The following is a 13784-nucleotide window of genomic DNA, read 5'->3' as shown; positions in this document are numbered from 1 at the left end:
GACGGGTGAAGGAGCACGGTGAGCGCAGCGGCAGCAGCAGGGACCTGGAGGCTCGGGGATCTGGAGGTGAACCGCATCGGGTACGGCGCGATGCGGCTGACGGGCAACGGCATGGCGGGGAACTCCGACGGCACGCCGATCGACCGCGATGCCGCCGTCGGGCTGCTGCACCGCGCGTTCGAGCTCGGCGTCAACCACATCGACACGGCCGCTTTCTACTTCTCGCCCCTGCGCTCGGCGAACGAGCTGATCAATCGCGCCCTCGCGTCCTGGCGCGGCGACGTGGTCGTGGTGACCAAGGTCGGCCCGGCACGCGATCCCTCCGGCGAGTGGCTGCCCAGGGACCGTCCCGACCGGCTGCGCGGCCAGGTCGAGGAGAACCTGCGCCAGCTCGGCCGGGACTGCCTGGACGTGGTGAACCTGCGCGCCGCCGGTCCCCGCACCGTCTCGATCGCCGAGCACTTCGGCGCGCTCGCCGAGCTGCGTGAGGCCGGCTTGATCCGGCATCTCGGGCTCTCCGCCGTGCTGCCCCGGCACGTGACCGAGGCGCAGACGATCGCGCCCGTGGTCTGCGTGCAGAACTCCTACGGCCTGGACTGGCGCCGGTCCGACGAGACCGGACTGGTGGACCTGTGCGGTGAGCGGGGCATCGCCTTCGTCCCGTTCTTCTCCGTCTCCGGCCTGCGGCGTGAGGCCGCCGCAGGCCGTGAGCAGGATGCGCGCGTACGGTCCGTCGCCCGCGCCCACGATGCGACGCCGGCCCAGGTACGGCTCGCCTGGACCCTCCACCGCGGCCCGCATGTGCTGGCCATTCCCGGCACCAGTAACCCCGCGCACCTGGCGGAGAACATCGCCGCGGGGAGTCTGCGCCTGACCGGCGAGGAGCTGGCCCTGCTGGGCACGCCGGCCGGGGGCACGCCCTGAGCCCGTACGGTCAGTGGGTGGTCCTGCGGCGCCGGGCCAGCAGCGTGCCGGTGCCGGTCAGCAGCAGGATCACGGCCGCACCGGCCACCGGCAGTGTGGCGCCCGCGCCGGTCGCGGCCAGGGAACCGTCCGGGGTGAGACCGCCCGTGGACGATGACCCGCCGCCGCTGGCGCCAGAGCCGCCCCCGCTGCCCGAGGTGGTACCGCCCGAAGCGGAACCGCCGGACGAACCGCCGCCGCCGGTCGTCGCCGAGCCGGGCCGGGCGACGGTGAGGGAGGCGACGTCGTTGGCCAGGTTCGTGTCGTGCGTGGGGGCCTCGGTGGAGGGCACGACCCGCACGGAACCGGCCGCGCCCTGGGTGGCGGCAGGCACCAGCCGGTCGATCCGCAGGGAGAACCGCAGCACGAACTGCCCGTGCAGGACCAGCGGTTCGCGCATCGCGCAGCGGTAGACGCCTGGTGTCCGCAGTTCGCACAGCGGGCCGGGGCCGGGTGAGGTGCCCGGCGGCAGGGGGGCGACCCGCTCGGTCTTCAGCAGGCTGACGCCTGCGGGCAGAGTGACGACGAACGCCCCGTCGGCGCCGCTCTGGGTGAGGCTTCCCGGGCCTGCGTTGCGCACGCCCAGGTTCAGCCGGACGACGTCGCCCTTTTTGCCGTGCAGGGTCCCCCCGATCGCCTGGTAGTCGGCGTGCTGCTCCGCCACGACGTGGAACCAGCCCGAGGTCAGCCCGGTTTTCTGGTCGGCGACTCGGTGGAGTGTCAGCGCGGGGCCGTCGCCGGTCACGTAGGCGGCGGGGTCGAAGTCCTGAGACGGCGGGATGCTGCCGGCCGGTCTGATGTCGTAGGTGATGAAGCCGTCCATCAGCGGCGCTCGGGTCCGGTAGCTCAGCGGCCGGCCGATGGTCCACACCTGGCCGGGGGCGATCTCGTCGGGGAAGGAACACCAGAAGTCGTTGCGCGGCGCGGGCGGGTAGTGGCAGTTGGACGGCCGTTCGCCGGCCACGGCGAACGCCTGGGCGTCGGCCGGGGTCGTGGTGGTGTCGGAGGTGTGGAAGTGGAGGGTGAAGCCCTGCCGGGGGCTGGCGTCACCGGTGTTGGCGATGACGGGTGAGAACGGCAGGGCGGTGCCGGGCGGTACGGCGGTGCGTTCGGGCAGGACGGCGGTCAGGAGCGAGGGCGTCCCGATGACCGTCCGCACGTGGGCGGTCGCGTCCGCCGCGCCGGCGCTGGACGCGGTCACCGAGATGTCGGCTTCGGACTGCGCCTGGGCCCCGTCGGCCGCCAGCAGGTGGAAGGGGCTGAGCCGTTTGACGTTCGGCGCGAGGTCGCAGGTGACCACCAGTTCCTGCGCCGTACAGCCGTCCTGGGTGTCCAGGTCCGTCATGACCACCCGGCCCGCCAGGGCCGACGCGTCGACGACGAGGTGCCGGGGCCCGCTGGTCAGGTCGCCCGTCGTGCCGATCCCGATGGTCAGCGTCGAGTTGAACGCGCCGTTGTTGCCGGCCCCGGCCTCCACGTAGAGCGTGGGCGTCACGTCCAGGGTGAGCGCCGGTGTCGCGGCCTGCGCGGACGGTGCCGCGCCCACGCCCGCCGCGGTCATCCCCAGGGCCGCGCACGCCAGCGCCAGTCCCACGACGGCCCCGCGCCGCGCCGGTCTGTTACCTCTCGGTTCTCCCATGACCTTCCCCCTCCTGCGGGCGGACGAGCCCGCAACGGCTGTCAGTCACAAGACATCTGAGGGAACGCCGGAGTTGCCCTGCTCTGCCCGCCGAATTCAGGTCGGCCCGGCGTCGCTCTACTGCGCCGTCCGGAACGAGGCGGCCCAGGTGCGGTCGCGGCCCGGGAGGCCTCCGGTCCCGATCTGGCAGACGTAGGGGCAGAAGATGCTGTTGAGCACCCAAGGGGAGCTGTCCGGGCCGAAGTCGGGGATCGGCGCGCCCTGGGTGATGCCGTAGCCGGCCACGGCGAGCTTGCCCGTGGCCCGCAGATCCGCGATCTCGTTGGTGATGAACGTCTTGTGGTTGGCGAACCACGTGTTGGAGAGCAGGAAATCGTTCCACTTCTGCTCCGTGAAGGGGTTGTTGGCGGCGTTGTGGATGACCTGCCACACCGGAGTGCCCGCCGGGGTGCCGTAGGCCGCCGTGAACGACGGGTCCACCGGGTCGGCCATGTGCTGCTTCCAGAGCTGGATCAGGGAGAACTCGGTGGCGAGGAACTTCTGGTCCGGGCGGAGGTAGGGCAGCACGAAGTCGGTGTACGCCTGCGCCGCGTCGATGCCCGCCACGTGCGGATGGATGTCCACGCCGGCGATGTCGGCGTTACCGGCCGCGAAGGTCATCCAGCGCTTCGTCTGCGCGTTCTGGTTCGCGGGGTCCTCCAGGCCGTTGAGCGCACCCATGTACAGGGCGGTCTTGCAGTCGGTCCCGAAGTGATCCTTCCGGTACTGGACGGCGTGCTGGGCGATCGCCTCGTAGAAGTCGTTGATGAGGGAGGTGGTGCGGTCCACCGGTCGCGTCTCGTAGAACGGCTCGTTCCCGACGGTGAGGATGTCGACCGTGCCGAGCACCGCGCCGAGCACCTTGTCGAACCGGGCCAGAGCCGTGTCCATGGCCGTCGTGCCGGGAACCGGGATCGCCGTGTCGTGGTACTGGAACTTCGTCGACAGCACGGTGCCGTAGCCGTCGGCGGCGGCCTGCAGCAGCTTCGCCATCCCGGTCTGCGTGGCCGGGTCCCCCTGGTCGGCGTCGGACATCAGGTAGAAGCCCCGGATCCAGGTGGCGGACACGGCCGCCAGCTCGGCGTAGTCGATCGCGTCCAGGGACTCGTTGACGTTGGCGGCCAGGACGCCCGAGGCGGGAGGTGCGGTCACCTGGACCACCGAGGCGGCGGCCGGCGCGGCGTCGAGGGAGTGGCCCGCACCGGCGGCCCCGCCCTCACCGCGTGTGCCGATCGCGCGGCCGACCCCGAGTCCGGCGACGGCGAGCGCGGTGCCGGTGGACAGCCCGAGCAACCGGCGCCGCGACATCAGTCCGCTCTGCGGTCCGTCGCCGGATTCCGTTCCCTTTTCCCACATGTGCCCCGCCCGCCCTTCCGGTTCGTCCGGTCATCGATCAGCGGAGGCTGACGGTATCGCAACTCACCATGAATTCAAGGGCGTCGAGTCGATTTCCGTCCGCCTCGACCGAGTTGAATTAATCCGGAATTTTTCCGGCTCCACCGGGGGGTTCGGACCGGGCCCGCTGTGCCATGCTGATCCGAACTCCTACGCGAAGTCGTGGCCGGGGCGAACGCTGCTCGAATGTCCACTGATGAATATCGATCGGGACAGTCCGGCGTGAGTCCGGTGCATTTCCGGGATTTTCAGCGCGGTCCTGGCCTTCTGGCGGCTCAGCGATTGAAGTAGAAGCCTGCGTCGAGGTCCGCGAGCAGGGTGGGGTGGGTCGGCTCCCAGCCGAGCAGTTCGCGCGTCGCCTGGTTCGACATCTTGACGTCGATGCCGATGAAGGGGAAGGCCCTGAAGTGCTCCGCCGCCCGCTGCGCCGACATGCTGACCGCCTCGATGCCCAGGTGGCGGGCGACGGACTCGGCGATGGTACGGACCGGGACGCCGGCCTCGGTGGCGCCGGTGACCTGCGAGCCGGCCGGGGCCTTCTCCACCGCGAGCGCCCAGACGCGGGCCACGTCGAGGGTGTGGCCCGCGGCCCAGGTGTTGGCGCCGTCACCGAGGTAGCCGGCGACGCCGGACCGGCGGGCGATCCGGAGGTACTGCGGGATGAATCCGTTGCGGTCGCGCTCGCCGTGCGTGACGTTCGGGACCGCGACCAGGACGGTGCGCACGCCGCGCTCGGTGTATCCGTGGAGGGCGAGCGCGACCTTGGCGCGGGGATTCCGGTGGTTCACGAGGTCCTCGACGCGGCCCAGGCCGATGCCGAGGAAAGCCTTGCCGGTGTCGACGAGTTCGCCGCAGATCGCGTGGACGACTTCTTCGTCCTGCGCGGCGACCTCGGCGAATCGGCCGGACGCGATGCCCTCGTGCTGGAAGCCGAGGTGGACGACCGCATCGGCATTGCGGGCAGCCTCACGCAGACCGTCGAGATCGGTCAGGTTCCCGCGGCTGACCTCGGCGCCCATCGCCCTGACGGTCGCCGCCGCCTCGTCGGAACGAGCGAGGCCGACCACATCGTGACCCGCGTGGATGAGCTCAGGAACAACAGCGGAGCCGATGTGACCGCTGGCGCCGGTGACGAAGACACGCATGAGGATCTCCCCGGGAAGTGATGTGACTTGGTAACGTCACCGTAGCATGGGTGACGTTACCAAGTCACGTCACCTAGGATTGCCCCCATGGCGCGATGGGAACCGAACACACGCGAACGGCTGATCCGCGCCGCGGTCGAGCTGTTCGCGGAGCAGGGATACGAGGCGACGACGGTCAACGAGATCGCCGAGCGGGCCGGCGGCCTGACCAAGACCACGTTTTTCCGGCACTTCACCGACAAGCGCGAAGTACTGTTCGCCGGGCAGGAGATCCACAGCCGGATCATGGCCGAGGCGATCGCCGAGGCGCCCGAATCGGCCACGACTCTGGAGATGGTCGGCCTGGCGCTGGACGGTCTCGCGTCGTCGTTCACGGAGGACCGGCGGGAGATCGGGCGGCGGCTTCGGGCGGTCATCGCGAACAGCGCGGAGCTGCAGGAGCGCTCCGCCTTCAAGCGGGCGGCGCTCTCCGAGTCGATGGCGCAGGCGCTTCGCACGCGCGGCGTCTCGGAACTCGTCGCCGATCTCGCGGCCGAACTGGGGGTGCGTGCGTTCTACGGCGCGTTCGACCGGTGGACGTCGGCGGCGGATCCGCGGACTCTCGACGCGTACACGCGAGAGGTGTTCGGCGAGTTGAAGACGGCGCTGTCCGTGCTCGGATAGCCCGCCCGGCGGGGGTGCGGCGCCGCGTGATACGCCGATCCGCTCCCCGGATGCGAGGCGGCTACCGATGCGTAACGTGGAAGAGGAGAACGGTCCGGCCGCGGGGCGGTCACGCAGTGGCTGTCCCGGTGTGAGCGGGCCGTACGCGGCGACCTTTGGGGGCTTGCGCGCCGCAGGCGCGGAGCCCGGAAAAGAGGTGTCCCGATGGGTGCTGCACCGCAGACCGTGCAGAGGGCGGAACTGTCCCAGGAGGAGACACGGGACGTCGAACGCCCGTGGTACCTCGACGCCGACACCGGGGAGCTGAAGCCGGACGGGCACGACGATCCGGATCAGGAGGACCAGCCGGCATCGGTGCGCGTGGCGCGCTGGATCTTTGATTGACCGGGCAACGGGCCGACGGCCGATGGACCGAGAACCGCGTCTGGGCGCGGCACCCTCGGCGCAGCGGTTCGGCCCTCATCGTCGGCGCCGGTGCCGTGGGCGGCTTCCTGGCCGAGGAACTGGCCCGGATCGGGTTCAGCCCCCTGTGCCTGGTCGACCCCGACACCCTCGCGGTGGAGAACCTGGTCCGCCATCCGCTCGGCGCCCGGGCCGTCGGGCGGCCGAAGGCCACGGCACTCGCGGAGAGTATCGGCCGCGACTTCCCGCCCTGCGCCATCACCGGTCTGGACCGTGACTTCCTGGCGATCCCCGAGGGCGAGCAGCGGGCGCTGGTCGCGGCGTTCGACGTGGTGGTGGCCGCGACGGACTCCATCGCCTGCCAGCGCCACGTCAACCGTGTGGCGCTCGCCGCCGGCGTCCCCGCGGTGTATCCGGCGGTCTGGGTCGACCGGCGCATCCGCGACGCCGAGGTCGGCGAGATCCTGTGGGTGCTGCCGGGCGGGCGCACGCCCTGCTACGAGTGCGCGGCGGCGTTCCGTGAGTCGGCGTCGGACGCCCAGGCCGCGCGCGGCGCCCGGGTGGACATCCAGCTGGTCGTTCTGGCGACGGCCCAGATCGTCCGCGCGCTGGCGCATCCCGACGACGAGGGGTCGGTGAGCCTCGACCCGCAGACCAACGCCGTCTACCTCCACGGCCTGACCCCCACCTCACCCGCCGTCCGCGCGGCCTTCCCCACCTCCGGCCTGAGCAGCCGCAACGTCCGGGTCTCCTTCCCCGCCCGGCCCTGCCCCGCCTGCCACGGCCGGCGGGCCCCGCTGGCCCCCGGCACCCTGCCGGGTCAGGAGCCGATACTCCCCGTCGACGGTGAATCGGAGCTCCAGCGGCCGCCTCTCACCGTGATCGCGGTGATCGCCCTCTTCGTGCTGACGTTCTTCGTTGCCACCGTCGTCCACGCCGGGGCCGGCTGAACCGTGTGCTGCCGCGTCCTCGCCCCCACGGTGACCAGCCGGTTTCCCAGCCTTGCCAGGCATGGACGGCGCGGTTGCGGTGCCAGGACATGCGCGAACGGCCGGGCACTGCCACCCTCGAACTGATGGCCTGAGCCGCACCGGCAGTAGCGCGGCACTGCCCCCTCCGGTGCCGTCCGGCCGGCCCCCCTCATCTCCCCGACACACATCCTGCGCGACCGCGCATGCTCTTCCCGCAGTGGAAAAGGAGGAGAGGACATGACGCTGACCCGAAACCGGATCCGCGGCATCCCCGCGAACCGCGGCGTCCTGACGCCGGCCGGCTAGCCACGGGAACGTCTCCATGTCTGTACGAGACAGGCGTGCCGAGCTGAGCACAGCGGCTTCGAGCCCCCTCGCGCGGGAAGTGACGAAGTTCGCGGTCGTGGGCGGCGCCGGCGTGGCGGTGAACCTGCTGACCTTCAATCTCGTCCGGCACGCCACGTCGATCGCCGTCGTGCCGGCGAGCGTCATCGCCACCGTCGTGTCGATCGTCTTCAACTACGTGGGCTTCCGCTACTTCGCCTACAAGGACCGGGACAAGAGCTGCTGCCCGCGCGAGATGGGGCTCTTCCTGGTGTTCAGCGCCATCGGGCTGCTGATCGAGAACGGCGTGCTCGCCCTCGCGACATACGGCTTCGGCTGGGACTCCCCGCTGCAGAGCAACGTCTTCAAGTTCTCCGGGATCGCCCTCGCGACGCTGTTCCGCTTCTGGTCCTACCGGACGTGGGTCTTCCGCGTGGTCCCCGAACCGTCCGGCGCGAGACGAGGCGGCGCGGGAGCCGGCGGTACGGGACGAGGCGATACGGGACAAGGCAGCGCCGGACGGCGGGCAAGCCGCGTCGCGGCTGTCCGCGAGCGGGTCTCCGTACGGGGGTCGCCGGGCACGGACCTGGCAGCCGGATCCGTCCTGGACGACGTGCGCGCGTCCCTGCGGTCCGCGATGCCCGGCATCCTGCTGTTCATCGCCGCGCGGACCGTCAGCCTGATGGGACTGCTGCTGCTCAGCCCCGGGTCCCCCGGCCACACCGTCCACCGCCTCGCCGTGCGCTGGGACGCCGTCTGGTACATCGGGATCGCCCGGCACGGCTACGACCACTCCTTCCACCCGCACATGGGGGTCGGGCACCCCTCCCCACGCAGCAACCTGGCGTTCTTCCCGGTGTATCCCCTCCTGCTCCGGGGCGCTCACACCGTGCTGCCCGGGGTGGGCTGGGGCGGGGCCGCGCTGCTGGTGGCCTGCGCCTGCGCCCTGGTCGCGGCCTGGGGCATCCACGCGGTGACGGCGCTGTGTTACGGCCGTCGGGTGGCCGTGCTGACGACGGTGCTGTGGGGCATCGCGCCGGTGGCCGTGGTGGAGACCGCCGGGTACAGCGAGTCCGCGTTCACGGCACTGGCCGCCTGGGCGCTGCTGGCGGTCCTGAAACGCCACTGGTTGCCGGCCGCGGCGCTGTCGGTGGCGGCCGGGCTGACCCGCCCGGTCGGGGCCGCGGTGGCGGCCGCGGTCATGGCGGAGGCCTGCCGCGAGGTCGTACGGCGCTGCCGTGGCCGACCCTCGGCAGCGGTACCCGGCGCGCCCTCCCCCGCCGGGCCGACGGCCGAGCCCGCACCGGCGCGGCTGTGGAGGCCGGTCGCCGCGTTCATCGCCGCTCCCCTGGGCTGGCTGGGCTTCATCGCGTGGACGGGCTGGAGGATGCACGACTGGCGGGCGTACTTCCGCATCCAGCGCATGTGGAACTCGCGCTTCGACTTCGGGCTCCGGACCGCCGAGGGGTTTCGCAAGCTGTTCACCCACGGCACGCCGGTCAACCTCTTCTTCCCGGTCACCGCCGTGCTGCTCGTCGCGGCCATCGCGCTGCTGGTGGTGACGATCGGCCAGCGACAGCCACTGGCCCTGGTGGTCTACAGCCTGATCGTCACCGTCGTCGCGCTGGGCGACACGGCGCACTGGTCGTCCCGGGGACGCTTCCTGCTCCCGGCCTTCCCTCTGCTGATCCCGGTCGCCAAGGCGTTGTCCCGGGCCCGCGACCACCTGACACGGTTCGCGGTCCTGGCCGGCATCGGCACGCTCTCCGCCTGCTACGGAACGTACTTGATGCTGTACTCGGTCGGCGCGCCCTGAACGCCGGCGTCACCCTCCTCCCCCGCTCGCCGCCCACGACGACGGCGCCCTCAGTCGGCCGCCGGTGGCGTCGGACGGCCGTGCTTCTTGATCGACTGCTCGATCGCGTGGGCGGTCGCCGTGAACGTCTCGATCTGCTCGGCCGTCAGGTCGTGGACGGAGATGTCCTCCAGGGTGCGCCACATGGCGGCGATCGGCTCACGCAGGGCGCGTCCGGCGTCGGTGAGGCGGACGACCATGACCCGCCGGTCGTGGTCGGCCGGTTCGCGAGTGAGGAGTCCGGCCTCCTGCATGCGGCGCAGGGACTTGGAGACGGTGGAGTGGTCGAGGCCGACGCTGTCGAGGAGTTCGGACTGGGTCTGGCCGTCGCGGTCGTAGAGCTGCATGAGGAGCAGTTCCTGCCCGGGGTGCAGGTTCATGGCGCGGAGCATGGCCGCCGCGTGACCGCGGTGGGCGCGGGCGAGCTGGAAGACGGCGTAGCTGAGGCGTCCGTCGCGCGCCGTGCCGGGGGGCCTGGAGGCAGGGTCGGTCATCGCATCTCCTCAGGCACGGCCGCGGGTCGGGTAGTCGGTGTACCCGGTTTCACCGCCGCCGTAGAAGGTGGCCGGGTCGGGCGCGTTCAGCGGCGCCCCAGAGCGTACCCGTTCGACCAGGTCGGGGTTGGCCAGTGCGAGCGCGCCCACGGAGACGATGTCGGCCCGGCCGTCGGAGACGTCCTTGGCGCGCGCCGGCAGGCCGGCGCCCGCGCGGTTGAGCACGAGCGCCGTGGGCCACAGCGACCGCAGCGTGTCCAGCAGTGCCTCGTCGCCGGTGTGGACCAGGTGGAGATAGGCGAGGTCCAGCGGTGCGAGGGCGCGCAGCAACGCCGGGTACAGCTGGTGTGTGTCGTCCTCGCGGATGTCGTTGTAAGGGTTGCCGGGCGACAGGCGCAGGCCGGTGCGCCCCGGGCCGATCTCGTCGGCGACGGCCGCCGCGACCTCGACGGCGAAGCGGATGCGGTTCTCGACCGGTCCGCCGTAGCCGTCGGTGCGCCGGTTGGCGTTGGAGGACAGGAACTGGTGGACGAGATAACCGTTGGCGCCGTGGATCTCCACGCCGTCCGCGCCCGCCGCGACCGCGCCGGCGGCCGCGCGCCGGAAGTCCGCAACCGTCGCGGTGATCTCCAGGGCGGACAGTGCCCGGGGCCGCGGCATCTCCTGCGGCCCGGACGCGGTGAACATCACGCCCGCGGGCCGCACCGCGGACGGCGCGACCGGCTGCCGTCCGTGCGGGGTGTTGCCGGGGTGGGCGATGCGCCCGACGTGCATCAGCTGCACGACGACCCGTCCGCCCGCGGCGTGCACGGCGTCGGTGACCTTGCGCCACCCGGCGACCTGCTCCGCGGTGTGGATACCGGGGGTCAGCAGGTAGCCCTGGCCGTCCGCCGACGGCTGGGTGCCCTCGGTGATGATCAGGGCGTTCGAGGCGCGCTGGGCGTAGTACTCGGCGTTGAGTTCCGTCGGAACGCCTTCGGTGGTGCTGCGGTTGCGCGTCATGGGGGCCATGACGAGCCGGTGCGGCAGGCGGATGTCCCCCGCCTGGATGGGCTGCCACAGAGGGGTCAGATCGTCGGTGGGCATGGCAACGTCCTTATGTAGGTGCGTGATTCGGTACGGAAGCGGGAAGGGCCGGTCCGGGGGGAGCGACCGGTGCGTGCGGAGGCGGGTCCGTGCGAGTCGGCTGCTGGTGAGCAGGGCAGGGCCGGCCCCGCACCAGGCGGGGCCCCGCCCTTGCGCGGGGACATCAGCCGACGGTGAGGACGAGCTTTCCGCGGTTGTGACCGGCGTCGCTGGCCTGCTGGGCCTTCGCGGCCTCCGCGAGCGGATAGGTCGCGCCGACCGTGGTCACCAGCGTGCCGTCCGCCGCCTGTTGGGCGAGTTCGGCCAGCCGGGCCGCCGAACGGCGCTGCGGGCCCTCGGCGAACACGACGCCGAGTTCGCGAGCCCTGAAGTCGGCGGTGGTGACGATCCGTTCGGTGCCGCCCCGCAGGGTGATGGAGTCCTCCAGCGCCCCCTTGCCCGCGGCGTCGAACACCGCGTCCACACCGTCGGGGGCGACCGCCCGGACCCGCTCGACCAGGCCCTCCCCGTAGATCAGCGGCGTCGCGCCGAGCGAGGCGACGTAGTCCTGGTTGGCGCGACCGGCGGTGCCGATGACGTGGGCGCCGCGAGCGACCGCGAGCTGGACCGCGATGGTGCCGAGCGCGCCGGACGCGCCGTGGATCAGCAGGGTCTCGCCGGCCCTGACGTCCAGCAGGTCCAGGACCCGGTCGGCACCGTCACCGGCCACCGGCAGTGCGGCCGCGTGCGTCCAGTCCAGGCCCGCGGGCTTGGGGGCGAGGACGGCCGCGGGGGCCAGGGCGTACTCGGCGTAGGCACCGGTGTCGGACCAGCCGAGCACCTCGTCACCCACCTTCAGCGCATCGACACCGTCACCGAGGGCGTCGACGACCCCGGCGATCTCCCCGCCGGGAACGGCGGGCAGGGTCGTCGGGAAGATCGCCTCCATGATCCCGGAGCGGATCTTCCCGTCCACGGGGTTGACCCCGATCGCCCGCACCCGGACGCGGACCTGACCGGGGCCGGGCTCGGGGATCTCGGTCTCCGCCTCGTGCAGGACCTCGGTGCCGCCGAACGCGTCGAAAACGATGGCCTTCATGACTGCTGTCTCCTTCGGTGGGTTTCAACCGGCGACCGCATTATGTGGCCGACCACATAAACGTAGCACTCATTATGTGGCTAGCCAAGTATTTGGGTGCACGGCCGGGCGAGGGACCGGCCGCGGTGCCCGTCCCCACCGAAGGACGGCGCCCCGCCTCGCGCCGCAGGGCCGAGGCGGGACGCCGTCCTCGAGGTGTCAGAGCGTCTTGGTCTGGCCGCCGTCGACGAGGGTCTCCGTTCCCGTGATGTTGGCGGCGACGGGCGAGGCGAGGAACACGGCGAGGTCGGCGATCTCGTGCGGCTCGCTGACCCGGCCCGAGCTGATGCCCATGTTCTGCGGCACGACAACGTCGAGCGCTTCCTGCGCGGTGGTGCCGGCGGCCGCGGCGGTGGCGTCGGCGAAGCCGCCCGGCGCGGTCCAGAAGGGGGTGCGGACCGGTCCGGGAGCGATCGCGTTGACCCGGACGCCCTGGGGCGCGAACTCCTCCGACAGGGACTTGTTCAGGTTCGTCAGCGCGGCCTTGGCCGCCGAGTAGTCGACCACCATGGGGAACGGCAGCCGGGCGTTGATCGAGCTGATGTTGACGATGGCCGCTCCGCCGGCGGCGACCATGTGCGGCAGCGCCGCGCGACTCGCCCGTACGGCACTGAAGAAGGTCAGGTCGAAGATCCGCTGCCACTCGGCGTCGCTGACATGGAGAAAGCTGTCGCGGGGCTCGGCGGCGCCGACGTTGTTGACGAGGATGTCCAGGTGCCGGTGACGCTCGACGGCCCGCCGGACGAGGTCCTCGGCACCCTGGGCCGTGGACAGGTCCACGGACACGATCGTGACGTCGTGGGCGGCTGCCAGGGCGTCCAGTTCGGGCGTCGACGTGCGGCTGCCGGCCACCACCTTCACGCCCTCTGCGGCCAGCCTCTCGACCACGGCCAGACCGATGCCCTTGCTCGCCCCGGTGACGACGGCGACCTTGTCCTTGAGGTGCAGCTCCATGACGGCCTACTTTCTGGATTGATCAATACATAATTACGGTACGACAAAACGGACTTCATGCGAGGCGACGCCACGAGGCCCGCAGGAGTTCAGTCCAGGACGCGCATCGCCGTGGACAGTGCGTCGTCCACGAAATCCCGCCCCACGCGCGCCTGGCCGACGACCCGGACACCCTGGACGAAGGTGGTGAGGAACCTGGCCAGCCCCCGCGGGTCCTTGTCCTCGGACAGTTCCCCGCGCGCCCGCGCGCGCTCCAGCGCACCCGCGAGGAGGGACTCCACCTGCCGGATCGCCGCGGCGACGCGATCCTCCACCAGAGCCCGGTCGCCGCACTGGGTGGCGGTGTTGACCACCAGACAGCCACGCGCCGGATCGGCGAGGTCCGCCTCGATCAGCGAAGCGAGCAGTCTCCGCACCGCGGGGCGGATCTCGTCCTCCGCGTCGAGGGCGTTCTCCAGGTCGCGCCGCTGCAGGGAGACGTACCGGTCGAGGGAGCGGACGTAGAGCTGCTCCTTCGACCCGAAGGCGGCGTAGAAGCTGCCACTGCCTATCGACAGCTCTTTCAGCAGGTCGGGCAGGGAGGTGTCCGCGTAGCCACGGCGCCAGAACAGGTCCATGGCGCGATCCACCGCCTGGTCGATGTCGAACTCCCTGGTGCGTGCCATGCCCTCAAAGGTAGCGCGGTTTCTGGAATAGTCAATCCAGTATTCGATGCCCGGCGCGCTCTCGCGTTCACC

Annotated in this window: 13 protein-coding genes; 5 read left to right on the top strand and 8 right to left on the bottom strand. The window is 71.5% G+C overall.

The features are described 5' to 3' along the window. Window positions 1-18 precede the first annotated feature (18 nt). Window positions 19-924, top strand: a complete 906-nt coding sequence (locus K7862_RS21825) for an oxidoreductase (RefSeq protein WP_222965099.1) — start codon at window positions 19-21, stop codon at window positions 922-924. Window positions 925-934: 10 nt separating this feature from the next. Here the strand turns inward: K7862_RS21825 and K7862_RS21820 are convergent, their stop codons facing one another. The 3 genes from K7862_RS21820 to K7862_RS21810 all read right to left on the bottom strand — a co-directional run bounded on the left by K7862_RS21820 (window position 935) and on the right by K7862_RS21810 (window position 5181). After that, entirely contained in the window at window positions 935-2557 is a 1623-nt protein-coding gene (locus K7862_RS21820; RefSeq protein WP_222965097.1) for a hypothetical protein, read from the bottom strand. 162 nt (window positions 2558-2719) lie between these two features. Beyond that, on the bottom strand, window positions 2720-3997 hold the full coding sequence (locus tag K7862_RS21815; RefSeq protein ID WP_222965095.1) for a hypothetical protein: 1278 nt from the start codon (window positions 3995-3997) through the stop codon (window positions 2720-2722). 314 nt (window positions 3998-4311) lie between these two features. Next, on the bottom strand, window positions 4312-5181 hold the full coding sequence (locus tag K7862_RS21810; protein ID WP_222965093.1) for an NAD-dependent epimerase/dehydratase family protein: 870 nt from the start codon (window positions 5179-5181) through the stop codon (window positions 4312-4314). Between the two features lie 87 nt (window positions 5182-5268). Between K7862_RS21810 and K7862_RS21805 the strand changes: the two genes are divergently transcribed. The 4 genes from K7862_RS21805 (at window position 5269) to K7862_RS21790 (ending at window position 9357) form a co-directional block, all read left to right on the top strand. Further along, complete coding sequence (locus tag K7862_RS21805) at window positions 5269-5844, top strand: TetR/AcrR family transcriptional regulator (RefSeq protein ID WP_222965091.1); 576 nt, start codon at window positions 5269-5271, stop codon at window positions 5842-5844. A gap of 204 nt (window positions 5845-6048) precedes the next feature. Then, window positions 6049-6228 (top strand): hypothetical protein, encoded by a 180-nt coding sequence (locus K7862_RS21800; protein ID WP_222965089.1) that lies wholly within the window; start codon window positions 6049-6051, stop codon window positions 6226-6228. Next, complete coding sequence (locus K7862_RS21795; RefSeq protein WP_222965087.1) at window positions 6225-7196, top strand: ThiF family adenylyltransferase; 972 nt, start codon at window positions 6225-6227, stop codon at window positions 7194-7196. The genes K7862_RS21800 and K7862_RS21795 overlap by 4 nt, the downstream gene beginning before the upstream one ends. 343 nt (window positions 7197-7539) lie before the next feature. Continuing rightward, the gene (locus tag K7862_RS21790; RefSeq protein WP_222965085.1) at window positions 7540-9357 is read left to right on the top strand and encodes a GtrA family protein; all 1818 of its coding nucleotides are present in this window, start codon (window positions 7540-7542) and stop codon (window positions 9355-9357) included. Window positions 9358-9407: 50 nt separating this feature from the next. On the opposite strand, the gene K7862_RS21785 is transcribed toward K7862_RS21790, so the two are convergent. From K7862_RS21785 to K7862_RS21765, 5 genes are all read right to left on the bottom strand, one after another. Continuing rightward, complete coding sequence (locus K7862_RS21785; RefSeq protein WP_222965083.1) at window positions 9408-9890, bottom strand: MarR family winged helix-turn-helix transcriptional regulator; 483 nt, start codon at window positions 9888-9890, stop codon at window positions 9408-9410. Window positions 9891-9899: 9 nt separating this feature from the next. Next, complete coding sequence (locus tag K7862_RS21780) at window positions 9900-10976, bottom strand: alkene reductase (protein WP_222965081.1); 1077 nt, start codon at window positions 10974-10976, stop codon at window positions 9900-9902. Window positions 10977-11139: 163 nt separating this feature from the next. Further along, window positions 11140-12054: an NADP-dependent oxidoreductase gene (locus K7862_RS21775; RefSeq protein ID WP_222965079.1), complete on the bottom strand. Its 915-nt coding sequence runs from the start codon at window positions 12052-12054 to the stop codon at window positions 11140-11142. A 198-nt stretch (window positions 12055-12252) separates the two neighbouring features. Further along, complete coding sequence (locus K7862_RS21770) at window positions 12253-13047, bottom strand: SDR family NAD(P)-dependent oxidoreductase (protein ID WP_222965077.1); 795 nt, start codon at window positions 13045-13047, stop codon at window positions 12253-12255. Window positions 13048-13136: 89 nt separating this feature from the next. After that, window positions 13137-13712, bottom strand: a complete 576-nt coding sequence (locus K7862_RS21765) for a TetR/AcrR family transcriptional regulator (RefSeq protein ID WP_222965075.1) — start codon at window positions 13710-13712, stop codon at window positions 13137-13139. Window positions 13713-13784 lie beyond the last annotated feature (72 nt).

It is taken from the genome of Actinacidiphila acidipaludis (assembly GCF_019890725.1).
GTDB classification, from domain to species: domain Bacteria; phylum Actinomycetota; class Actinomycetes; order Streptomycetales; family Streptomycetaceae; genus Actinacidiphila; species Actinacidiphila acidipaludis.
Note: the sequence above shows the minus strand (reverse complement) of the source record. Positions and strands in the feature narration are given on the sequence as shown.